Source organism: Pseudomonas sp. S2_H10 (assembly GCF_054668285.1).
On sequence record NZ_CP162754.1, the window covers coordinates 6052708 to 6076203 of the forward strand.

General features: G+C 63.5%; 17 protein-coding genes. 12 read left to right on the forward strand and 5 right to left on the reverse strand.

Features of this window, described 5'->3' with window-relative positions; genetic code table 11:
• Window positions 1-2: 2 nt before the first annotated feature.
• Window positions 3-446 (reverse strand): helix-turn-helix domain-containing protein, encoded by a 444-nt coding sequence (locus tag AB4O16_RS27470; RefSeq protein ID WP_460156326.1) that lies wholly within the window; start codon window positions 444-446, stop codon window positions 3-5.
• Window positions 447-604: 158 nt separating this feature from the next.
• Here AB4O16_RS27470 and AB4O16_RS27475 point away from each other — a divergent pair, with 158 nt between their 5' ends.
• The 4 genes from AB4O16_RS27475 (at window position 605) to ycaC (ending at window position 5404) form a co-directional block, all read left to right on the forward strand.
• Window positions 605-1519 (forward strand): LysR family transcriptional regulator, encoded by a 915-nt coding sequence (locus AB4O16_RS27475; RefSeq protein ID WP_160390831.1) that lies wholly within the window; start codon window positions 605-607, stop codon window positions 1517-1519.
• A 742-nt stretch (window positions 1520-2261) separates the two neighbouring features.
• Complete coding sequence (locus tag AB4O16_RS27480; RefSeq protein WP_160390476.1) at window positions 2262-2870, forward strand: antibiotic biosynthesis monooxygenase; 609 nt, start codon at window positions 2262-2264, stop codon at window positions 2868-2870.
• Window positions 2870-4708 carry an amidohydrolase gene (locus AB4O16_RS27485; protein WP_460156327.1) on the forward strand — a complete coding sequence of 613 codons (1839 nt, stop codon included), beginning with the start codon at window positions 2870-2872 and terminating at the stop codon, window positions 4706-4708. The genes AB4O16_RS27480 and AB4O16_RS27485 overlap by 1 nt, the downstream gene beginning before the upstream one ends.
• 69 nt (window positions 4709-4777) lie before the next feature.
• Window positions 4778-5404, forward strand: a complete 627-nt coding sequence (ycaC, locus tag AB4O16_RS27490) for an isochorismate family cysteine hydrolase YcaC (RefSeq protein ID WP_110661874.1) — start codon at window positions 4778-4780, stop codon at window positions 5402-5404.
• Between the two features lie 121 nt (window positions 5405-5525).
• On the opposite strand, the gene AB4O16_RS27495 is transcribed toward ycaC, so the two are convergent.
• Complete coding sequence (locus AB4O16_RS27495) at window positions 5526-6953, reverse strand: mechanosensitive ion channel domain-containing protein (protein ID WP_460156328.1); 1428 nt, start codon at window positions 6951-6953, stop codon at window positions 5526-5528.
• Between the two features lie 135 nt (window positions 6954-7088).
• Here AB4O16_RS27495 and AB4O16_RS27500 point away from each other — a divergent pair, with 135 nt between their 5' ends.
• A complete protein-coding gene (locus AB4O16_RS27500) occupies window positions 7089-7985 on the forward strand; it encodes a LysR family transcriptional regulator (protein WP_460156329.1) in 897 nt (298 codons plus the stop codon).
• 78 nt (window positions 7986-8063) lie between these two features.
• Here AB4O16_RS27500 and AB4O16_RS27505 read toward each other — a convergent pair whose 3' ends face one another.
• The 3 genes from AB4O16_RS27505 to gspG form a co-directional block, all read right to left on the reverse strand.
• Window positions 8064-8654, reverse strand: a complete 591-nt coding sequence (locus AB4O16_RS27505; protein ID WP_460156330.1) for a hypothetical protein — start codon at window positions 8652-8654, stop codon at window positions 8064-8066.
• Between the two features lie 359 nt (window positions 8655-9013).
• Complete coding sequence (locus tag AB4O16_RS27510) at window positions 9014-10201, reverse strand: type II secretion system F family protein (RefSeq protein ID WP_160390479.1); 1188 nt, start codon at window positions 10199-10201, stop codon at window positions 9014-9016.
• Between the two features lie 14 nt (window positions 10202-10215).
• A complete protein-coding gene (gspG, locus tag AB4O16_RS27515; protein WP_160390471.1) occupies window positions 10216-10650 on the reverse strand; it encodes a type II secretion system major pseudopilin GspG in 435 nt (144 codons plus the stop codon).
• Window positions 10651-10845: 195 nt separating this feature from the next.
• Between gspG and AB4O16_RS27520 the strand changes: the two genes are divergently transcribed.
• The 7 genes from AB4O16_RS27520 to AB4O16_RS27550 all read left to right on the forward strand — a co-directional run bounded on the left by AB4O16_RS27520 (window position 10846) and on the right by AB4O16_RS27550 (window position 23448).
• Window positions 10846-11454 (forward strand): lytic transglycosylase domain-containing protein, encoded by a 609-nt coding sequence (locus AB4O16_RS27520; RefSeq protein WP_160390470.1) that lies wholly within the window; start codon window positions 10846-10848, stop codon window positions 11452-11454.
• 205 nt (window positions 11455-11659) lie between these two features.
• On the forward strand, window positions 11660-17497 hold the full coding sequence (gene mnxG / locus AB4O16_RS27525; RefSeq protein WP_460156331.1) for a manganese-oxidizing multicopper oxidase MnxG: 5838 nt from the start codon (window positions 11660-11662) through the stop codon (window positions 17495-17497).
• Between the two features lie 186 nt (window positions 17498-17683).
• Window positions 17684-19636: a YncE family protein gene (locus tag AB4O16_RS27530; protein ID WP_160390468.1), complete on the forward strand. Its 1953-nt coding sequence runs from the start codon at window positions 17684-17686 to the stop codon at window positions 19634-19636.
• 12 nt (window positions 19637-19648) lie between these two features.
• Window positions 19649-20305, forward strand: a complete 657-nt coding sequence (locus AB4O16_RS27535; protein WP_160390467.1) for an SCO family protein — start codon at window positions 19649-19651, stop codon at window positions 20303-20305.
• Window positions 20302-20922 carry an SCO family protein gene (locus AB4O16_RS27540; protein WP_160390466.1) on the forward strand — a complete coding sequence of 207 codons (621 nt, stop codon included), beginning with the start codon at window positions 20302-20304 and terminating at the stop codon, window positions 20920-20922. The genes AB4O16_RS27535 and AB4O16_RS27540 overlap by 4 nt, the downstream gene beginning before the upstream one ends.
• An 8-nt stretch (window positions 20923-20930) precedes the next feature.
• A complete protein-coding gene (locus AB4O16_RS27545; RefSeq protein ID WP_460158095.1) occupies window positions 20931-22481 on the forward strand; it encodes a cytochrome c/ABC transporter substrate-binding protein in 1551 nt (516 codons plus the stop codon).
• Window positions 22482-22494: 13 nt separating this feature from the next.
• The gene (locus AB4O16_RS27550; RefSeq protein ID WP_460156332.1) at window positions 22495-23448 is read left to right on the forward strand and encodes a peptidylprolyl isomerase; all 954 of its coding nucleotides are present in this window, start codon (window positions 22495-22497) and stop codon (window positions 23446-23448) included.
• Window positions 23449-23496 lie beyond the last annotated feature (48 nt).

Genomic DNA, 23496 nt, shown 5'->3' on the forward strand with positions numbered 1-23496 from the left:
GGTCAAAAGATCGCCGGCGCAGTCTGCGATCTTTTTTCCTTATGAGTGGTACCGCGGACAAACTGACAGCGCCAGGCAAACGGATTGATGCCTTCGCTGCGGGTGAAGATGTGGCAGAAGTGCGCCTGATCGCAGAAGCCGCATTCGAGGCTGATCTGCGTCAGGCTCATGTCGGTGTACTGGATCAATTGCTTGGCCAGGGTGACGCGCTGCTGGCGAATCCAGTCCTGCGGCGAGCGGCCGGTGCTGCACTTGAAGGCGCGGGAGAAATGACTGCGCGAGAGGGCGCAGGCCTGAGCCAGCTCGGTGACTTCCAGGCTGTCGCCGAGGCGTTCGAGGATCAGTCGTTTGACCAACCGTTCGCGATGCGGGCTGAGGCCGCCGGTGCTTTTCTTTGGCGCCGGCGTGAATGGCGCGGGGGCGGCATTTTGCTGAACGTGAGCCATGGCGAATGTCCGAGTCGGTAGGCTTCATTCTTGGTACCGAAGGCTCTGGCTTGCGAGTTAATCGTTGTTAATTCCTCGTTCAACGCGGGACGTCCCGGATAAAGTCAGACACAATTCCGGGCCTCGCGCCTGGCTGAATACACAAGGGAACAGTGCCTATGAACCGTAACGATCTGCGTCGCGTCGACATGAACCTGCTGGTGATTTTCGAAGCCCTGATGTTCGAAAAGAACCTGACCCGCGTCGCCGAAAAACTGTTCATGGGTCAACCGGCGGTGAGTGCCGCGCTGGGGCGTTTGCGCGATCTGTTCGACGACCCCTTGCTGCTGCGCAACGGTCGCGGCATGGAGCCGACGGCACGGGCGCTGGCGATTCTCAAGGAGCTGCAACCGGCGATGGACACCATTTCCGGTGCGGTCAGCCGGGCCAAGGAGTTTGATCCGGCGACCAGTTGCGATGTGTTTCGCATCGGACTGTCGGACGATGCCGAGTTCGGCCTGTTTCCGCCGTTGCTGCGGCAGTTGCAGGAAGAGGCGCCGGGGATTGTCGTGGTCGTTCGGCGCGCCAATTACCTGTTGATGCCGGCGTTGCTGGCGTCGGGGGAGATCTCGGTGGGCGTGAGCTACACCACGGACCTGCCGGCCAATGCCAAGCGCAGGAAGCTGCGCGATATTCCCTGCAAGGTGCTGCGCGGTGATACCCGGCCGGGGACGCTGAGCCTGGACGAGTACTGCGAGCGGCCTCATGCGATGGTGTCGTTCTCGGGGGACTTGAGCGGCAATATCGATCTGGATCTGGCGAAGGTCGGGCGTAGTCGTCGTGTGGTGTTGGGGGTGCCGCAGTTCAGTGGGTTGCGGGCGTTGCTCGCCGGGACCGAGATGATTGCCACGGTGCCGGATTATGCGGCGTGTGCGTTGGTGGAGGGGTGTGGGTTGCGGGCCGAGGATCCGCCGTTCGAGATCGAGGCGGCGCAGTTGTCGATGGCCTGGAGCGGGGTGCATGACAATGATCCGGCGGAGCGGTGGTTGCGGTCGCGGATCGGTCAGTTTATGGCTTTGGATGTTTGTTCTTGACTGTGTACATATCCGTTTTTTAGGTAACGGCGGCTTATGGTTTCGCCCTTACGGCGAGTCACTTTTTTTACAAGCGCCTAAAAAAAGTAACCAAAAAAACGCTCGCCCCTTGCGTCCGGCCCCTCGCCTAGGCTCGGGGTTCCCTCGCTCCGGTATCCATCCGGGGACACTGCCCTCCGGTCTGCTTCGCGACGACCTACATGCAGCGTGTTCGACTGCGTCGAACGGCGCTGCGCGCCCCTCCCCGGATGAACACCTCCACTCAGCCTTCCGAGGGGGCGGGTGGATCAAGATCAAGAGCTGCAGGCGAGCTAACGCTCGGCCTGATGAGTGGTGAAGAGCATGGGCGTACACCGATCAACTGTAGGAGCTGGCTTGCCAGCGATGGCGGCCTGACAGCCACCCAATCTCTCTCAGATGTACCCAATCCCTGTGCGGGCTTGCCCGCGAAGACGGACTGCAAGCCGACCAATCCCTCACAGATGTACCCGATCCAATTGTGGGAGCGAGCCTGCTCGCGAAGAGGCCGGCACATTCAAAAGAGATGTTGGCTGACCCACCGCTATCGCGAGCAGGCTCGCTCCCGCAGGATTCCATGTCGTTTGGTCGCTCTCGGTCCTCCCGCAAACAGAGCACGTACATTCAATTTTTCCTCCTCCGGCCCCGGCACTATCGAGTTCTGTCCCGGCGGCTCGACGCCGGTGGTTTTTGCATTTGATGTCCGTTGCGCCGGAGCCTTGCCATGTCTGAACTCAATCGCCGCGAGCCTGCCAGTCCCGGGCCTGACGAGGTGGTGACCCTGATCGTCAAGCACCGGGTCAAGGCCGGTTTCGAAGTGCCTTATGAAGCCTGGCTGCGCAACATCGTCAGGGTGGCCGCGCAGAACGTCGGGCACTTGGGGGTGGATGTGGTGCGTGGCAAGAACGCCGGGCTCGACAGCTACACCTGCGTGCTGCGTTTTTGCTCGACCGAGGCGATGCAGAACTGGCTCGACTCGCCGCAGCGCCAGGCGCTGGTCGACGAAGCCGCACCGATGCTGGCCGACGGCGACCAGACCGAGGTCAATCCGCTCAACGAGTTCTGGTTCTCGCCCCAGGCCGAAGCCGGGACGCCACCGCCGCGCTGGAAGCAGGCCGTGGTGACGCTGCTGGTGATCCTGCCGCACACCTTGCTGGTGCCGCTGCTCTGGGGGCCGTTGCTTGGGCTCAACAGTTTTCTTTCCAGCTACGTGGTGGCCACGTTCCTGATCACCCTGACCATCGTGGTGTCGGTGGTCTACCTCTTCATGCCCATGGCGACGCGGCTGTTCGAGCCCTGGCTGTCTCCTACTACTTCGCACGAGGAACCGTGATGAACGCCGATCTGATTCTGTTCAATGGCCAATTCCATACCGTTGACCGCGAGAAACCGCTCGCGAGCGCCGTGGCGATCAGCGAGGGGCGTTTTGTCGTGGTCGGCAACGATGCCCAGGCCATGGCCCTGCGGGGCTCGAACACCCAGGTCATCGACCTCAAGGGCTGTTGTGTGATCCCCGGGCTCAACGACTCGCACCTGCACCTGATTCGCGGCGGCTTGAACTACAACCTCGAACTGCGGTGGGAAGGCGTGCCGTCCCTGGCCGACGCCTTGCGCATGCTCAAGGATCAGGCGGACCGCACGCCGACGCCACAGTGGGTGCGGGTGGTCGGTGGCTGGAACGAATTCCAGTTCGCCGAGAAGCGCATGCCGACCCTGGCGGAGCTCAACCAGGCGGCACCGGACACGCCGGTGTTCGTGCTGCACCTGTACGACCGCGCCTTGCTCAACCGCGCCGCGTTGCGTGTCGCCGGTTACACCCGCGACACGCCGAACCCGCCGGGTGGCGAGATCGTGCGCGACGCCAATGGCGAGCCGACCGGCATGCTGGTGGCACGGCCCAACGCGATGATTCTGTACTCGACGCTGGCCAAGGGGCCGAAGCTGCCGCTGGAGTATCAGGTCAACTCGACCCGTCAGTTCATGCGCGAACTCAATCGCCTGGGCCTGACCAGCGCCATCGATGCCGGCGGCGGTTTCCAGAATTACCCGGACGATTATCAGGTGATCGAGCAGTTGGCGAAGGATGAGCAACTGACCGTGCGCATCGCCTACAACCTGTTCACCCAGAAGCCCAAGGAAGAGCTGACCGACTTCAAGAACTGGACCGGCAGCGTGAAGCTGCACCAGGGCGATGACTACCTGCGGCACAACGGCGCCGGGGAAATGCTGGTGTTCTCGGGGGCGGACTTCGAAGACTTCCTTGAACCGCGCCCGGACCTGCCGCAAACCATGGAAGCCGAGTTGGAGCCGGTGGTGCGTCACCTTGTGGAGCAACGCTGGCCGTTCCGCTTGCACGCCACCTACAACGAATCCATCAGCCGCATGCTCGACGTGTTCGAGAAGGTCAACCGCGACATTCCGTTCAACGGCCTGCCGTGGTTTTTTGATCATGCCGAAACCATCACCCCGCAGAACATCGAGCGGGTGAGGGCGCTGGGTGGCGGCATTGCGATTCAGGATCGCATGGCGTTCCAGGGTGAATATTTCGTCGAGCGTTACGGCGCGAAAGCGGCCGAAGCCACGCCACCGATCAAGCGCATGCTGGCCGAGGGCGTACCGGTCGGCGCCGGTACCGATGCCACGCGGGTGTCGAGCTACAACCCGTGGACCTCGCTGTACTGGATGGTCAGTGGCCGCACCGTCGGCGGTCTGGAGTTGCACGCCGAAGGCCTGTCGCGCCTGACCGCGCTGGAACTGTTCACCCACGGCAGCGCCTGGTTCTCGTCGGAGCAAGGCAAGAAGGGCCAGATCAAGGTCGGGCAACTGGCCGACGTCGCCGCCCTGAGCGCGGATTTTTTCAGCGTCGATGAAGAGGCGATCAAGTGGATCGAGTCGGTGTTGACCGTGGTCGGCGGCAAAGTGGTGTACGGCGCCGGTGACTTCGAGAAGCTCGGGCCGGCCAGTGTGCCGGTGCTGCCGGATTGGTCGCCGGTGGTGAAGGTGCCGGGCCACTGGCGCCCGACCTCGCCGATGCAGGCCCAGGTTCACCATTGCAGCGGGCCGTGCGCGGTGCATTCCCACAGCCATGAACGGGCCCGCCTGTCGAACGCACCGGTCAGCGATTTCGCCGGTTTCTGGGGTGCCTTTGGCTGCTCGTGTTTTGCCTTCTGACGAATTCAAAAAAACGCCGGCCCGAGAGGTCGGCGCTGACTGCGACAACCATCCATCAAGGAGTTTCCAATGAGCAACGTTCCGTACAAACGCCTGAACAAAGACGATGCCGTGGTATTGCTGGTCGACCACCAGACCGGTCTGATTTCGCTGGTACAGGATTTCACCCCCAACGAGTTCAAGAACAACGTGCTGGCGCTGGGCGACATCGCCAAGTTCTTCAAACTGCCGACCATCCTCACCACCAGCTTCGACAGCGGTCCGAACGGGCCGATCGTGCCGGAGCTCAAGGCGCAGTTCCCGGACGCGCCGTTCATTGCCCGCCCGGGCCAGATCAACGCCTGGGACAACGAAGACTTCGTCAAGGCGATCAAGGCCACCGGCCGCAAGCAACTGATCATCGCCGGTGTGGTGACCGACGTGTGCGTGGCGTTCCCGACCCTGTCGGCGATTGCCGAAGGTTTTGACGTGTTTGTGGTGACCGACGCTTCCGGCACCTTCAACACCACTGTGCAACAAGCGGCGTGGGCGCGCATGTCGGCCGCCGGTGCGCAACTGCTGAACTGGTTCTCCGTGGCCTGCGAACTGCAAGGCGACTGGCGCAACGACATGGAAGGCCTGGCCAACCTGCTGTCCGAACGCCTGCCGAACTATCGCAACCTGATCAATAGCTACACCAAGTTCACCGCCCAGTAAGCCCCATCACCTGTGGGAGCTGGCTTGCCAGCGAAGACGGCCTGTCAGACGACATCAATGTCACTGACACTCCCTCTTCGCTGGCAAGCCAGCTCCCACAGGGTTTTGTGTGAACCATTGATCAGCGGTTCTGCAACCAACTCAAAAACCCACCTTTCCTGACCACCACCGGTTTGGCCATCAACGCCATCCGGCTGTTCTGCTGGCGCACCGCTTGCAGCTTGTTCAACGCCCGGTCGACTTCGCGCCGTTGCTCCATGCAGTGGCGGGTCAGGGATTTGTCGAGGCGATAAATGATGCTTGAGGTCATGGCGGTGAAGCGGGCCTGGGACGGAGTGTCGGCGAGGATGCTCTGTTCACCCATGACCTCACTCGGGCCCATGCGTCCGGCTTCGATCTGCGTGTTGCCGTCGGGGACCGTGGCGCTGACCACACCGGTGGCGATGACGAACAGGCTGTCCGGTACTTCCTCCAGATCCAGCACCACTTCACCGGCCGCGTACTGCTGCGCCACCATGTTGCGCGCCAGGTGATCACGCTCCTCGGCGCTCAGGGAGCGGAAGACTTTCACTTCATCGAGCAAGGCCCGTGCGCGGGTCGACGGCTCGATCACGCCATCGGGCTGCCGGGAAATGCCTGCCGCTTCAAGGTGCCGATGGGCCAGGTCGAACAGTTGATTGCGCACTTCGCCCTTTTTTCCCAGTTCGGCGATGAAGCCGCTGGCCACGTATTCGGACATGGTTTCGCCGGCCTCCTTGAGCACGGCTTTGGGCGGCGGATCGAGCAGCAGGCTGCTGCTGCCCTGAAGGGTGCGGTCCAGGGCATCGAGCACCCGACGCGGGCGGATGTGGTTGGGCACCTGAATGCTGATCGACACGCCGTGCAGATTGAACGGGCGGCTGAGGTTGACGATCTTCGCCTTGGCCGCCACCGAGTTCGGCACCACTGCCGTGCTGCCGGCGCTGGTCAGCAGATGGGTGGCGCGCCAGTCGATGTCCAGCACCTTGCCTTCAATGCCATCGATGGAAACCCGGTCGTCGACCTGATACGGCTTGGTGGTGTTGAGCACGATGCCGGAGAACACGTCGCTCAGGGTGCTCTGCAAGGCCAGGCCCACCACGATGGCGACGACGCCGGAGGTCGCCAGCAGGCCTTTCACCGGCAGTTCCAGTACATAGCCGGCGGCGGCGACGACGGCAATCAGGAACACCAGTGCGCCGATGACATCCTGCAGCAACCGGCCGCTGTGGCCGATGCGCCGCACCAGGACCAGGCCGATCACTTCGGTGAGCACCCGCGCCGCGTACAGCCACCACAGGATGCCCAGCGCCGTGGCCCCCAGCTGCGCCACGCGATCATCGGCAAACAATGGCGCCTGCAACGGACTGACCCCGGCGTTGATCAGCACCGCGCTGAACAGCAGGAACAGCGCCAGGCGCACCCCGACCCGGATCACGCGATGCTTGAACGGCGCGAGGTGCCAGAGCAGGGCGTCGATGGCCAGCAGCAGGGCGCTCAGGGAGAGCAAATGATCGAGGAGCAAGGACATGGGGAAACTCCATTTAAGGGTGTGCGCGGCTATTTCCGGGGGAAGGCGGTTTCAGCGCCGTGAGCGAAGATTAATGCTGTGCCAGGCAGGGAAAAAGCGGCTATAAAGTGTTTGACTGTCAACCTGGAAGTGACAATGAACCCCTTCGAAGATATGCGTATTTTTTGCCAGGTCATGGACTCCGGCAGCTTCACGGCTGCCGCCGATCAACTGGGCCTGTCCAAACAGTTTGTCAGCCGCCGCTTGATGCAACTCGAAGAACGCCTGGGCGTGCGCTTGCTCAATCGCTCGACCCGGCGCCTGGATGTCACGCCGCTGGGACAGAGCTATTACGAATCGGCCTTGCGCCTGCTCGGCGAAGTCGAACAAGTGGAGCAGGGTATCGCCGGCCAGACCACCGAGCCCCGCGGGACCCTCCGTGTGAGTGCGCCGCTGTCGTTCGCACTGGCGCACCTGGGATGCCTGTTGCCGGTGTTTTTGCAGCGTTATCGCGACGTCACGGTGGAGATGGATTTGAGCGATCGTCCTGTGGATCTGCTCGGTGAAGGTTACGACCTGGCGTTACGCATCGGCACACTGGAAGACTCGACACTGATCGCCCGACGCATTGCCTCCATTGAGCGGGTGTACTGCGCCAGCCCCGCGTACCTGGCCGAGCGCGGCACGCCGCGCAAGCCTGAGGATCTGCACGGGCATGACTGCCTGCCGTACGGCCATGGTCGACAGGTGCAATGGCGTTTTGCGGGGCAGGGCAAGCCGCTCACGGTCAACGTCACCGGGCGAATGCGTGTCAACAATGGCGAGGTGCTCAGGGATGCGGCCATTGCGGGCCTGGGGATCACCTATTTGCCGACCTTCATTGTCGGTTCGGCGCTGAAGGATGGAAGGCTGGTGCAAGTGCTGGGGGATTGGCGGCCGGAGCCGCTGACGTTGTCGGCGGTCTATCCGCAACACCGGCAGGGTTCGCGGCCGGTGCAGGCGCTGGTTGATTTTTTGCGCGAACGGCTGGATCGGGTTGAGGGTGGGTTGTAAGGCACTGTTCACATAAACCATTGTGGGAGCAAGCTCGCTCCCACAGGTTCGTTTGTGTTGTATGGGGTTCAGTGTGAATCAGCTCCTTTTGTCATCCCCGGGCTCGGCGTGGACGCCGCGATCATCACCGATTTCGCCATTGGCATGGACGCCGCGATCATCACCGATTTCGCCATTGGCATGAACGCCATGGTCATCGCCGGGCTCGCCGTTGGCATGGACGCCATGGTCATCCCCGGGTTCATCATGGGTGCCGCTGCGCCCGGAGGACGAAACCGATCCGGAGTGGCTCGAACCGCTGTTGGAATTGCCATGGCCGCTGTTACTGCCATGGTCGCCGCTGTGGCCGCTGCCGCTGTTTCCGCCGTTGCCACCACTGCCGCTTCCGCCGTGACTGCCGCCATTGCCGCCACCGCCACCGCCTCCATTGCCGCCGCCACCGCCGCCTCCATTGCCACCGCCGCCTCCATTGCCACCGCCGCCGCCACCTCCATTGCCACCGCCGCCACCACCTCCATTGCCGCCACCACCACCCCCACCGCCACCACCACTACCCCCATCCTTGGCCTGGGCACTGGATACCCCGGACAGGCTGTCCGGAATCAATACGGTAGACGCCGACAGAACCGCGCCAATAGCTACTGCGAGTAAAAGCTTATTGATGTGCATGTCGTTCTCCGTCTTTTTTATTCAGATTGGAACGTTGATTAACAGTGCAACGTGCTGCTTTTTTTGGGCTTTCTCTGGTTTGGAGATCATTTCATTTTCGACCAGGACGCGGTCTCTGTAGGAGCTGGCTTGCCAGCGATGGTCGTTAACGATAACGCGTGTGAACCGGATAAACGCGGCGCACTTGAGTCCATCGCCGGCAAGCCGGCTCCTACAGGTATTGCGTTATCGGTGTTTCCCGGGATTGCGTGAAGAACCTTTTTTTCCCCGTGGGAACTTGATAAACACCTCGGCGGACCGATTTATTCAGTCGGTTGTTGAAAACAATGCAACGTGCAGCACGACCTTGTTGCAAAAGGTCAGTGAATGCTCGAGGCCAGTTCGAAAATCGGGATGTACATCAGGATCACGATCACCCCGATCAACAGGCCGATGAAGGTCATGAGCAAGGGTTCGAACAGCCGCACGAACCATTCGATCCAGCGGCTGATTTCTTCGTCATAGAAATCGGCGCTGCGCTCCATCATCTGCCCGAGGTTGCCGGACTGTTCACCGGCGCGCAGCAGGCGCAGGGACACCGGCGTCACCAGGTGATTGAGTTCCAGCGCGGTCGACAGCGATTGCCCTTCGCGTACCCGTTCGCAGGCCTGGTCCAGCCGACTGCGGGAGGCGACGGTGAGCAGGTTGCGCACCATGCCCATGGCGGTGACGAGGGGAATGCCGCCCTGCAGCAGAATGCCCAGCGAACGGTAGAAGCGCGCCAGCTCATACATGAAGATGCGCTGATGCACCGCGGGGAGTTTTTCGATCACGCGGTCCAGCCCCCGTCGGAAGGCCGGTTGGCGCTGGAGCAGGACGAGGGCGACGATGATGGCCAGCAAGCCCCCGAAGAACTCGCCCTGGTGGGCGTGAAGGAACATGCCGCTGCTCATCAGGATCTGCGACAGCCAGGGCAGGTTCGACCCCAACCCTTCGAATACCAGGCTGAAGCGCGGTACCACGTAGCCCATCAGGAACAACACCACGCCACCGCCCACGACCAGCAACAGCATGGGGTAGATCGACGCGCTGATGATCTTCTGGCGAACCTCGTCCATGCGCTGCCGATAGCTGACATAGCGGCCCAGGGCATCGCCGACGGCGCCGGTCTTCTCGCTGGACTGCACCAGCGCCACGTACAAAGGCGGGAAAACCGCCGACAACTGGCCCAGGGCCTGGGAGAACGATTTGCCCTCATAGAGCAAGCGCACCAGCTCGCTCAGGGTTTTGCGGGCTTGTGGCGCGTTTTCCTTTTCTGCCAGGCTTTCCAGCGCATCGATCAGCGGCAGGCCGGCGTTGAGCAAGGTGGTCAGCTCCTGGCTGAACAACACCAGGTTGAACGTCTCGCGCTTGTTCAGGCGCAACGCACGCCAATGGCGCTCGGCGTGCAGGCTGACTACCCGCAGGCCCTGGTCTTCGGCGATGCGCCGGGCTTCGCTTTGCCCTGGCGCCTCGACGGTCAGGGAGACGACACCGGCCTTGCCGACGGCTTTGAGATGAAAGCGCATGGTCGCCATAGCCGTCAGTTCCAGTTGGTGACTTCGGCGTTTTCGCCTTCGCCGCCGGGTTGCCCGTCCTTGCCCATGGACAACAGGTCGTATTCGCTGTTTTCACCGGGATAGCGATAGCTGTAGTTGCGGCCCCAAGGGTCCTGGGGCAGTTTTTTCTGCAGGTACGGGCCGGTCCAGCGCGGTTCGTCGGCGGGGGCCGCGACCAGCGCCTGCAGGCCCTGTTCAGTCGTCGGGTAATGGCCGACCTCGAGGCGGTAAATGTCCAGGGCTTTGCTCAAGCCTTCGATTTGCGCCTTGGCCACTTTCACTTCGGAGCGGCCCAGTTGGGCGAAATACTTCGGCGCCACGATGCCGGCCAACAGCCCCAGCACCACCAGCACCACCAACAGTTCGAGCAGGGTGAACCCGCTTTGGGTTCGCCGGGCATAACGCAGATGCTGATTCATGATGACCTCGCACGGTAGGCAGCAGAGTTGCTATGCAGCTGCATGCAATTGCCATGCTCACGGCTGGTGATCCCGCCGCACCCCCCGTACTACGGGCCTTCGCACTTACGGCACAGTGCTTGCGTATGGCTGTTCCACGACTGGCCACTGGGGCAATACCCCCAATTTTCGGGGCCGGGAAGGGGAGGTCTAACAATGAAATCACTCACCACCGGGTTGCTGGGTCTGCTGGTGCTGACCGGCGCCGTCCAGGCCGATGTGTTTGTTTCCGTGGATGCCAATGGCAGCTACGTCCTGTCCAATGTCCACCGCCCCGGACGCCACTATGAGCGGGTGATCCGCGAGCCCGATGCGGCGGTCGTCAGCCTCGACCAGCAACCGCAGATGATCGCCGCGCAACCCTATGCCGAGCTGGTGTCGGCGGCGGCCACGGCCAATGAATTGCCGGCGGCGCTGCTGCATGCGGTGATCAAGGCGGAATCGAGCTACAACGCCCGCGCCACCTCACCCAAGGGCGCTCGCGGACTGATGCAATTGATGCCCGACACCGCCCGCGAAATGGGCGTGACCAACGCCTACGACCCGAAGGCCAACATCCAGGGCGGCGCCCGCTATCTCAAGCGCCTGATGACGATGTTCGACAACGACATCCGCCTCGCCGTGGCGGCCTACAACGCCGGCCCGCAGGCGGTGCTCAGCCGCGGCAACGTGGTCCCGCCGTTCGCCGAAACCCAGCGTTATGTGCCCAACGTGTTGAACCAGTATCGGCGTTTGCAGGGCCTGGCTGCGGACGCCCCGCTGTGATCGAAACCCTGGGGGCGGTTTTCCCCAATAGTGGGGAATGGTGGCCCCGGCGAGAAAGTGGGGGATTGGGTGGGGTATATCCCCCGGCGTATCAAGTCGTGAATATAACTAATTGATTAATAACGAAAATATTTATGGCATGAGGATTGCTCTCGACCATTTGTCGTGAAGTGATCCCTGAAAACCCGTTGTGAGGCCCGAGACGATGATCGGCATATCCCACGCCCCGTCCCTGATTAATTTGCTGTTGTTGGTGACATCGATGCTCGGCATCGAGATGGCCAGCGCAGCTGCACGTTGCGAGCGCAATCTGGTAGCCAACGTCGTGGCGTTCGATCAGCCGCTGATGTTCAACCGCCTGGGTGCGCAGAACGTCAACGGCATGATGTTCGCCCTGCGTCGCGATGTGGTCGACGACCATGACGTTTCCCTCGCCCAAGGCGGCGCAGCAGTGCCGGGCAAGGTGTCCCTGCGGCCAGACAAGCGTCCGCGTCCGCTGGTGTTGCGTGTGGCTGCCGGCGATTGCCTGACCATCAATCTGCAAAACCTGCTGGCCTATCAGGCCAACCCGGGCAGCCATGACGGGTTTGAGCAGGAGGACGAGGAAGGGGAAGAGCAAGAGGGTGGCGGGACCGGCAACGCCGAAAACTTCAAGGCCGATGAGCAGGTGGCCGACCGTCATGTCGGGTTCCAGGTCAACGGCTTGCAGGCCGTCAACAGCATCGATGACATCGCCTCCTATACCGGGCGCAACGCCAACAGCCTCGTCGCCCCTGGCAGCAGCCGTTCCTATACCTTGTACGCCGAGCGCGAAGGCGCGTTCGATGTCAGCAGCCGTGGCGCGACCTTCGGTGGCGAGGGCGCGGCGGGCAACAACGCCAATGGCCTGTTCGCCCAGGTCGTGGTCGTGCCCAAGGGTGGCCGGACCTACCGCAACACCCTGACCGAAGAAGAAATGCGCCTGGCCAGCTCCGGACGCACGCCGGCCGGCCAGCCCATCGTCGATTACCAGGCGCGTTACCCGCAACGCGAGCCGTGGATTCGTGAAGGCAAGGCCGGTACGCCGATCATCAGCATGGTGGACGGCAGTGAAATCATTTCCGGCGAAAGCGATGCGATCGTCATGGGCAGCAACGCCGACGGCAGCTTCCCGCCATCGACCTATCCGCTGGAAGCCATGGGCAAACGCAATCCGGCGCTGCCGAACCGGCTGGAGCCGTTCCGCGATTTCGCTTCGCAGTTCCAGGATGAAACCGCCGTCACCCAAGCCTTCCCGGCGTACTTTGCGGACCCGGTGATGGGCCATGTGCTGGAGCCGACCCGCGACTCGTTCATGATCAACTACGGCTCCGGCGGCATGGGCGCCGAAGTGGTCGCCAATCGCCTGGGCGTGGGGCCGATGCACGATTGCCTGTCCTGCGCCTATGAAGAGTTCTTCCTCAGCTCGCACACCGTGGGCGACGTGGCGATGCTGGTGGACGTGCCGGCCAACTCGGGCCTGGAAAACATTCGCCCCGGCGAAGTGCCGCGTGCCGATCAGGTCGGGGTCAAGGCGACCATGGCGCTGTATCCGTCGGAGCCGTCCAACGTCAACCACAGCTACATCGGTGACTTCGTCAAATTCCGCAACACCCACAACGGCTACGAACACCACATCTTCCATCTGCACGGGCATCAATGGCTGTACAACCCGAACGATGACAACACCGATTACCTGGACGCCCAGGGCATCGGCCCGGGTGCCGGCTACACCTATGAAATCGCCAACGGCGGTTCGGGCAACCGTAACCGGGTAGCGGGCGATGCGATCTATCACTGCCACTTCTACCCGCACTTCGCCCAAGGCATGTGGGCCATGTGGCGGGTGCACGATGTGTTTGAAGAAGGCACCCGGCTCGAAGTGTCCCAGCAGGGTGACGACGGCTTCCACAAGAAGCCCTATGCGCTGCGCAGCGGTAAACCGGCGACGGGCGCGCGGGCCTTGCCCGATGGCGAAATCATCGCCGGTACGCCGATCCCGGCCGTCGTGCCGCTGCCTGGCAAAGCCATGGCGCCCATGCCGGGCAAGGTCGCCGTGGTGCCGAAAATCGGCCAGACCCTGGTGGCCGCGGGCGACGATGACGATGATGGTGATGATGACCACGGCGGCGGCAATGGCGGCGTCCAGGCCATCGGTTCGCTGGCGCTGGTCGATCGCAGCGAAGCCAACCGCAACGCCGACGGCAGCCTGAAGAACCCCGGTTTCCCATTCTGGATCGGCGGCATGGAAAGTTCGGTCGGCCAACGCCCGCCAACCCCACCGCTGGACATGCTCGACGCGGCCAAGGCCCAGGCCCTGAAAACCAGCGGCAATGGCCTGTGGGCCAACCTCGACCCGAACCAGTCCGGTGGCTGGGACGGTGGTCTGGGGCGCCATGCGCTGGACGGCGTGTCGGCCGGGGGCGAGGCGCACACGGTGACCACCTCGCTGGATTTCTCCAAGGAAGTGAAGCGGGCCAAGCCGATCTACCTGCCGGAAGAGGGCACCGAAGTCGAACAGGCGGCCATGGCCTTCCACGCCAAGAAGGAGCACCCCAGCTTTGCCGTGCTGCCGGGCAAACAGGTGGTGGCGCGCAACTTCCGCACCAATGGCGCCTTGCCGATTGCCGGTGCGCCGTTCTACGAACCCTGCATGGATGATCGGGCCAAGCGCCTGACCAGCAGTGCCGGCAGCGGTGAATACAACAGCGGCGAGCGCATCGACGGCATGTCCTTCACCGGCTCCTCGACCTTCACCGCCGACCGTCCGCGCATCTACAAGGCGGCCAACATCCAGTTCGACGCGGTGTACAACAAGGTCGGCTACCACTTCCCGCAGGCGCGCATCCTGGCGCTGTGGGAAGACGCCTGGCCGGTGATCACCAAACAGCGTCCGCCAGAGCCGCTGGTGATGCGCATGAACACCTTCGACTGCGTGCAGTACCAGCAAACCAACCTGGTGCCGGCCACCTACGAGATGGACGACTATCAGGTGCGCACCCCGACCGACGTGATCGGCCAGCACATTCACTTGCCCAAGTGGGACCTGACGTCCGCCGATGGTTCGTCCAACGGCTGGAACTACGAAGACGGCGTGCTTTCCCCGGGTGCCGTGGTGGAGCGCATCCATGCCATCCGCGCGTTCAACCAGTGCGAGGGCGCCGACCCGCGTGACGGCATGCCGGCCTGCCCGGTGGCCAAGGCGCATCCGTTCTTCGGTCAATATGGCCGGGCGGACTGGATGGGTGCGCGCACGGCGATGCAGCGCTGGTTCATCGACCCGGTGATCAACACCAAGGGTGTCGACCGTGGCCTGGGGACCATTTTCACCCACGACCACCTCGGCCCATCGACTCACCAACAGATTGGCCTGTACGCCACCGTGCTCGCCGAACCGGCCGGTTCCACCTGGTTCCACGCCGAAACGGGCGAGCCGTTGTACAGCGGCGCGCGCTCGGATGGCGGACCGACTTCATGGCAGGCGGTGATATCGACCGGTGACCTCGACGGTGACGGCAAGAACGACAGCTTCCGTGAGTTCTTCCTGGAATACAGCGACTTCCAGCACGCCTATGAAGCCGGTGTCTACGTCGGTGCCGGCCCCAATGGCGTGCCTAATCCACAGGCGTTCCCGGCGACGGCCGACAGCTTCCGCTATGCGATCAACCCGCCGGTGCGCAACAACGCTGGCAACCTGCTCGAGTCGGTGGTCGAGGCCCGCGGCGGCATCAAGTTGGGCTGCCCGACCAGGCCATGTCCACAAGCGATCTCGGTGGATGACCCCGGCATGTTCGTCGTCAATTACCGCAACGAGCCCCTGGGCCTGCGAGTGTTCGACCCGAACAAGGTCGGCCCGGACGGCAAGCGCGGCATGCAGGCCGACGGCCTGGGGGGCGATCTGTCGTTCGCCATGCAAAGCCGCACCGACCGCGCGATCCCGGCGATGAACCTGGCGCCTAACCTGGTGACTTCGGCCACCGGCCCGACCGGCGGCACCACGCTGTTCCCGCCGCACATCAACCGTGGCGGTGCGGAACCGGGTGATCCGTTCACGCCGATGCTGCGTACCTACACCGGCGACAACGTGCGGTTGCGGGTGCATGCCGGCGGCCATGAAGAAGAGCACAACGTCACCCTACACGGAGTGAAGTGGCTGCAGAGCGGCACGGGCTACGGCAACAGCTCCAACTCGGGCTGGCGCGCCTCGCAGATGGTCGGGATTTCCGAGCAGATGGGCTTCATTGCGCCGCTGTCGATGCTCTCCAGTTCCGCGGCGACCACGGGTGATTACCTGTACTCGATGGACGCCTCGATCGAAGGCTACTGGAACGGCATCTGGGGCGTGATGCGCAACTACACCGCGCAACGCACCGATCTGTTCGCGCTGCCGAACAACCCAAAACCGGCGGGCATGCGCAACACCGTGGCGTTCGAGGGCACCTGTCCACGGATCAGCGCCAACCCCAATGGCATCGGTACCCGGCCGACCGTGCAGCGCAACTACGAGGTGGTGGCGGCGCTGGCCAACGACATCCTGAGCAATCCGCTGGGCTTGTCGATCGGCGATCCCGAGGGGCTCGGCCAGCATGTCGGCGGGCCACTGAATCCGGCGGGCGGCACCCTGGTGTTCAACTCACGGACCGTGAGCATTCCACGGGTGACGGTGACCGATCCCGAGGACGGCGAAACCGTCACCATCGGTGGCCAGAGCGGGCCGATCCATGACCCGACCGCGATCCTGTACGTGCGCAAGGCCGACCTCGACCTGACCACCGGCAAGCTCAAGCCAGGTGTGGCTGTCGAACCGCTGGTACTGCGCGCAGCGGCCGGGGACTGCATCAATATCACCCTGGAGAACCGCCTGCCGAGCGTGATGCCGGACCTGGCCCAGACCGCGATCCTGCAGGGGCTGGTCAAGCGTGATCGCCATGATGGCGACGGCTCGACCACCTTCAACAACAACCTGCTGCGGCCTTCCAGCCATGTCGGTCTGCATGCGCAATTGCTGGCCTACGACATCACCAAGTCCGACGGTACCAACGTCGGCGCCAACCCGATCCAGACCGTGCCGCCACGCGTCGGCAACAGCGGCGCGTACCCGACCCGTACCTACCAGTACTACGCCGGGCACCTGGAGCGTGAAGGTAAACCGGTGACCCAACTGGGCCGCAGCGTCGACAACATCAACGCCACGGCGGTGGAGTTCGGCGGCTTGAACTTCACCCCGGCGGATGTGATCAAGCAGGCGCAGAAAGGCCTTGGCGGTGCGATGAGTGTGCTGCCGGTCGGTGCCACCTGGGTCGAGGATGCCAAGCGTGCATCGGCCACGGTCACGGCGACGGGGCAGGCGGTTTACCGCGACTTCGCGATGGTCTGGCAGCGGGCCTTGAACCTGCGCTGGGCGAGCGGGCGGCCGGTGGAAGGCATCGCCTCGGAAGGCATGGGCGTGCCGAACGATCCGAAGGACAACGCCGGCATGGCCATCAACTACAAGACCGAGCCCATGTGGTATCGCTTCGGCCTCGCGCCGGATGCACCGTTCGGCCGTGCCGGCGGCTTTGGCTACGGTGACGTGCCCAACGCCCACATGGCCTACAGCAACGCGCTGGTGGGCGGCGATCCGCAAACACCGGTGTTCTACGTCAAACCGGGGCAACCGTTCCGCACCCATGTGCTGATGCCGACCGGCGGCAGCCGCGGCTCGACCTTCCAGCTCGACGGTCACCTCTGGTCGGTCAACCCGTACCTGTCGGAGAAGAGCGATACCGCTGGCTATCCAATGGGCGCCCCTGGCGTGGGATCGGTGCGGTTCGGCCTGAACCCGATGTCGATGTACATCGGCGCCCGCGAAAGCGTACTGCCGGCCGCGCACTTCAGCGCCATGCACCCGAGCGCCGGCGGCAGCAATGCGATTGCGGGGGATTACCTGTTCCGCGACAACGCGTCGTTCGGCAATACCGCCGGTTTGTGGGGCTTGCTGCGGGTCACGAATGAACCGGCGCCGACAACGGCATCTGCGCCGTAGTTGCCGGGATGGAAGGGTGGATCACTCCACCCCTGTGGGAGCGAGCTTGCTCGCGATAGCGGACTGGCAGTCGACATCGTTGGCGACTGATAGGCAGTCATCGCGAGCAAGCTCGCTCCCACAAAGGCACCTCGAAGCACGGGTGCCAGACAAGGCAGGCACAGATCTGTAAAGAGGAGATGCGACATGGACAGGACCATCAAATTCATTGGCAGCGCACTGATCGTCGGGATGGCGCTGATCTGGATCGGCGTGTGGCGGACCGCGCCGGCGAGCATGCTCAGCGATGTCCCCTTGCCCGATACCTGGAGCAACCGGACGCTGGAGCGTGACGGAATCACCGTGGTCCTTGATGTGAAGCCGCTGGCCGAGGACGGCGTGTTGCGTGAGGGCGGCTTTGCCGACGTGCAATTTCGCGTGACCGACAAAGCCTCGGGCCAACCCTTGTCCGGCGTCGCGCCGGGTGCCTGGCTCGACCCGGAAGCGGTCGCCGCCGACCAGGCCCAGGGCCGTGACAAGAGCTGCAAGTCGCGGGTCGGCACGTTCCTCAAATCGAACATCGGCGCACGCCCCTTGCTCGATCTCAACAGCTACTTCCTGCTGGTGATGAGCCGCGATGCCAGCGTCTCGGTGGTCGACCCGTCGGTGTCCGTCGGCGGTATCACCAGCACCCTGGCGCGGATTGAACTGAAACAACCGCCGATGGACTGGGTGACGCCCAAGGACAACAAACGGGTGTTTGTCTCGATGCCCACCGCCGGCGAAGTGGCGGTGATCGACAGTGAACAGTTCAAGGTGATCGACTCGGTAGCGGCCGGCAGCAATCCGGTGCGCGTGGCCCTGCAACCGGACGAACGTCTGCTGTGGGTCGGCAACAATGGCGCGAAGGACGGGCAGTCCGGGGTCACGGTGATCGATACCGCCAGCCTCAAACCCCTCAAGCACCTGGCCACCGGGGCCGGGCACCACGAAATCGCGTTCAGCAAGGACAGCCGTTTTGCCTTTGTCAGCAACCGCGACGACGGCACCCTGAGCATCGTCGACATCGTCAGCCTGAGCATCGGCAAACAACTCAAGACCGGTTCACACCCGTTGTCGGTGACGTATTCGCCGCTGTCCGGGGCCGCCTATGTGGTCGATGGCAAGGACGGCACGGTGACCGTGGTCGACGGCAACAGCCAGTCGGTGCGCCGGGTGATCAAGCTCAAAGAGGGATTGGGCCCGATGGGCTTCAGCGCCGACGGTCGTTTCGGCATCGTGCTCAACACGCTGGAGAACCAGGCCGCGGTGATCGATACCGCCAACGACGCATTGATCCATGAACTGAGCGTCTCCGCCGAACCCTATCAAGTGGTGTTCACCAAGGCCTATGCCTATGTGCGCGGGCTGGCTTCGCCGAAAGTCACGATGATCAACCTGGCCTCCCTCGGCGCGGGCCGCACGCCGATCATCCAGGGTTTCGAGGCCGGCCCCCAGGCACCGCGAATGGCCGGTGATCTGCCGCTGGCGTCAAGCCTGGCGGTGTCGCGCGACGACAACGCGGTGTTCGTGGTCAACCCGGTGGACAACACCACCTACTTCTACGCCGAAGGCATGAACGCGCCGATGTCCGGTTACCCCAATCGCGGGCAAGTGGCGCGGGCGGCGCTGGTGATTGACCGCAGCCTGCGGGAAATCGAGCCGGGGCTGTACAGCTCGCGGGTCAAGCTGCCGGCGGCGGGGCGTTTCGACGTGGCGTTCCTGCTCAACCAACCGAACATCATCCACTGCTTCAGCACCCAGGTAGAGGCCGACAACAACCTCGATCAACGCCGTGGGGTGCCGAAAGTGGAGTTCATGCTCGACAAGTCCACCGCCGACCTGGGCAGCCCGTACGTGGTGCGTTTCCGCATCGTCGAGGGCAAGCAGAAGGCGCAGCGCAGCGGGGTCAAGGATGTGCAGGTGCGCTACTTCCGCGCGCCGACGTCGCGCCCGCAGGAGGTTGCCGCCCTGGAAGTCGCCGACGGCGTCTATGAAGCCCCGGTGACCCTCGATCAGGACGGTGCCTGGTACCTGCACGTGCGGGCGGCGTCCCTGGGCTCGAGTTTCGATGACAAGACCTTTGCCAGCGTTCGGGTGATACCCGGCGATACCCAGTAAGAGGAAACTGACATGAACCGATTTGCACATCGAAGCTTGCTGACGTTCTGCCTGTTGGCCATCGGTATCGGCCAGGCGCTGGCCCACTCGGAGGATGAACACGCCGGGCACGACATGGGGGCCAAAAAGGCCGGCACCGAGACTGCCCGGATCAAGTTTGCCGACGTGGCCCTGCTGGACCAGAACGGCAAGGTCGTCAGCCTGGAAAAGGACCTGGTGGGCGACAAGATCGTGGTCATGGGTTTCATCTACACCAGCTGCACCACGGTCTGCCCGGTGGTGTCCTCGATCATGGGCAAAGTGCAAAAACAGCTGGGTGCGCGGGTCGGCACCGAGGTGCAACTGGTGTCGATCAGCATCGACCCGCAGCGTGACGATCCCCAGCGCCTGAACGACTACGCCCGCACCTTCCAGCAGGGGCCGGGCTGGAGCTGGCTGACCGGCTCGCCGCAGTCGGTCAATGCCACCCTCAAGGGCCTGGGCGCCTACAGCGGGGACTTCAAGAACCACTCGCCGCTGATTCTGGTGGGCGACGGCAACAACCGTTTCTGGACCCGCTACTACGGTTTCACCGACCCGACGGAACTGGCCCGGGCCGTCGAGAAGCTCAGCGGTGAACGCAACGCCCACGCCAAGCACACCGCCATCGCCATGGAGCAGCAGCCATGAGAGCCATCGACTGGATCGCCCTGAGTGTCTGCTTCTGCATTTTCGGTTCAGTGGCGTTTGCCCACGAAGGGCATCAACAGGCCGCGCCTGCGCTGGCCGCCGCGCCGCCTTCGACCGGCACCCACGACGCACAAACCTGGTTCACCGACACGCCGTTGCAGGACCAGAACGGCAACACGCTGCGCTTCTACAGCGACGCATTGAAGGACCGCGTGGTGCTGCTCAATGTGATTTTCACCAGTTGCAACGATGCTTGCCCGCTGATTACCCGCAAGCTCAAGGAAGTGCGTGAAGTGCTCGGCGACAAGGCCGACGGCATCACCTTTATCTCCCTTACCAGTGATCCGCTGCGGGACACCCCGGCGGTACTCAAGGCTTACACCTTGAAACAGGGCGTCGACGAGCCCCACTGGTTTTTTCTTACCGGCGACAAGGCGCAAATGGACCTCGTATTGGGTCGCATCGGTCAGATCGTGCCGACTCCCGAGCAGCACTCCACCCAGTTGATCGTCGGTGACGTGGCGAACAAACGCTGGAGCAAAATCCGTCCCGATGCCCCGGCCGCCGCCATTGCCCAGCGCTTGCAGCTGCTGACAATGCCTGTGGCGGAGCGCTAGCCATGGCCATCAATACCGCCCTCGTCCTTGGCCTGCTGCTCCTGGGCGGTTTCACGCTCAGCGTCCAGGCGCTGCCGCTGAGTCTCAGCGAAAGTGCCGGCAAGCGTTTGTACCGCGAAGGGGTGTCGGCCAGCGGCGAGCCGATCATGGCCCGGGTCGGCGCCTCGAACATGGTGCTGCCGGCCACCAGCCTGCCGTGTGCCAATTGTCATGGCGAAGATGGCCTGGGGCGCCCGGAAGGCGGGGTGCGACCGCCGGACCTGAGTTGGACGCGACTGGCCAGCCGGCATGGCCAGCAGCACATCAACGGGCGCAGTTATCCGGCCTACAACGACAGCACCCTGGCGCGGGCGGTGCAGCAGGGGCGCGACCCCGGCAACAACCGGCTCGATCCGACGATGCCACGGTTCGTCTTGTCGATGAATGATCAGCGCAACCTCACGGCGTACCTCAAGCGCCTGGCCGAGGACCGCGATCCGGGCCTGACCCCCGAGAGCCTGCACCTGGGCACGATGTTGCCGGGCAGCGGGCCATTGAGCGAGGAGGGCGCCACGGTGGCGGCGGTGCTCAAGGGCTGCGTGGCGCGGATCAACGAGACGGGCGGAATTCATGGCCGGCAATTGCAGCTGACCATCCTCGACCCCGGTACCGACCGTGCCAGTGCCGAACAGGCGCTGGATCGCTTGATCGATGAAGTGCAGGTGTTCGCCCTGATCGCGCCGCTGGCGCCGGCATTGGGCGCGGACCTTTCCGTGCGCCTGGAAAAGGCCGGCATCCCGCTGATCGGGCCGCTGTCGCTGCAAGGCACGCCCCACACCAGCCCGCAGATATTCGAACCGCTGCCGGGGCTTCGCGAGCAATTGATCGCCCTGGCCGATTACGCCGGTGCCAGCCTGCGGGTGCTGCAGGGGCCGACGCTGATCACCTATCCCGACGAAGCCGGCCAACGGCTGGCGGCGCAGGAGCTCAGCCAGTATTTACTCGGGCACGCCTGGCAAAAGGTGCGCCTGCAAGCCTACGACCCGAGCGGGGATGATTTGCCCCTGGGATCGCGCTCGGTGTTTTACCTGGGCAGCAGCAGCGGCTTCAGCCGCCTGGCCGAACGTCTGCAAACGGCGGGGCAGGTGCCTTACCTGTTCGCCACCTCGAACCAGGTGGCGGGCAATCTGATGCAAGTGCCCAGCGGATTTTCCCGGCGGGTGTTCCTCGCCTATCCGTTCGTGCCCAGCGACTGGACCCTGGCCGGGCGCCTGGCCCTGACCCAATTGCGCGAACACCAGGGCCTGGGCAGCCAGCACGCAGTACTGCAAGTGGGCGCGTTCAGTTCGATGATGTTGCTCAGCGAAGGCATGAAGCAGGCCGGGCGCGATGCCAGCCGCGAAAAGCTGGTCAGTGCCCTGGAAGGCCTGCATGACTTCGATACCGGGCTGACGCCACTGATGAATTTCGGCCCCGGCCGGCGCCTGGGCTTGAGCGGTGCCCATATCGTCACGGTGGATCTGCCCGACCAGCGTTTCTATCTGGTCGCCCCCTATAAACCCGTCGCTGCGACGCCCTGACCGGAGGCTGATCATGAGACTCGACACATTGCTGGTCCTGCTGGCGTTATGGGTGCCCGTGGCGTGGTGCAGCAATGACCCGGCCGCGGCGCGGGTCAATGGCGAGGAAATTTCCCAGCTGCGCCTGGAGCGCTATTTCGCCGAATACCTGGAGGATCAGGGACGGGCGGTAGGCAGCATCCGCAACCCGAAAGCCTACAAGCAACTGCGCAAGGCCGCGCTGGATGCCTTGATCGACCGCGAATTGTTGTGGCAGGAAGCCGTCAAGCGCGGCGTGGTGATCAGTGATGCCGTGGTCAAGGACCAGGTCGACCAGACCCGTCAGGCCATGGGCGGTGCCGAGGTGTTTGCCCGGCGTCTTGAGGATGCCGGTTTCGACGAAGCCGGCTACATCGAATACACCCGCCGCGAACTGGCGGCCCGGCAGGTGTTCAATGACCTCACCCAGGCGAGCGAGCCGGACGAAAAACAGGTCCGGGCGTTCTACGAAGAGCACGGTGACCAGATGAACCGGCCCGAAGAAGTGCGGGCCCGGCATATCCTGGTCAAGGTGGTGCCCGGTGCAGACGCTTCCACTGTCGAGGCCGCGCGGCTACGCTTGATCGCGATGAAGGACTCCATCGATGCCGGGGCCGATTTCGCCAGCGTTGCCCGTAGCGGCTCCGAAGATGCGTCGGCCAGCGAAGGTGGCGACCTGGGCTACTTTCCCCGCGGACGAATGCTGCCGGAGTTCGAGGCTGTCGCGTTTGCCCTGGCACCGGGGGCCGTCAGCGAACCGGTGCGTACGCCGGTGGGCTGGCATTTGATTCTTTTGGAGAACCACATGGAAGCGACCAATGTCCCAGAAGAGCAAGGACTTGACATGGTTCGGGCCTACCTTGGCCGGCAACAACAGGTCCAGGCTCGCTTGCAGGCATTGGCGCAATTACGCTCGCGCAATCGAATCGAGCGGATTGACGATGAATAGGGGATTTCCCCGAAAGTGGGGAAAAAACGTCAATGCCCATTCGATCGC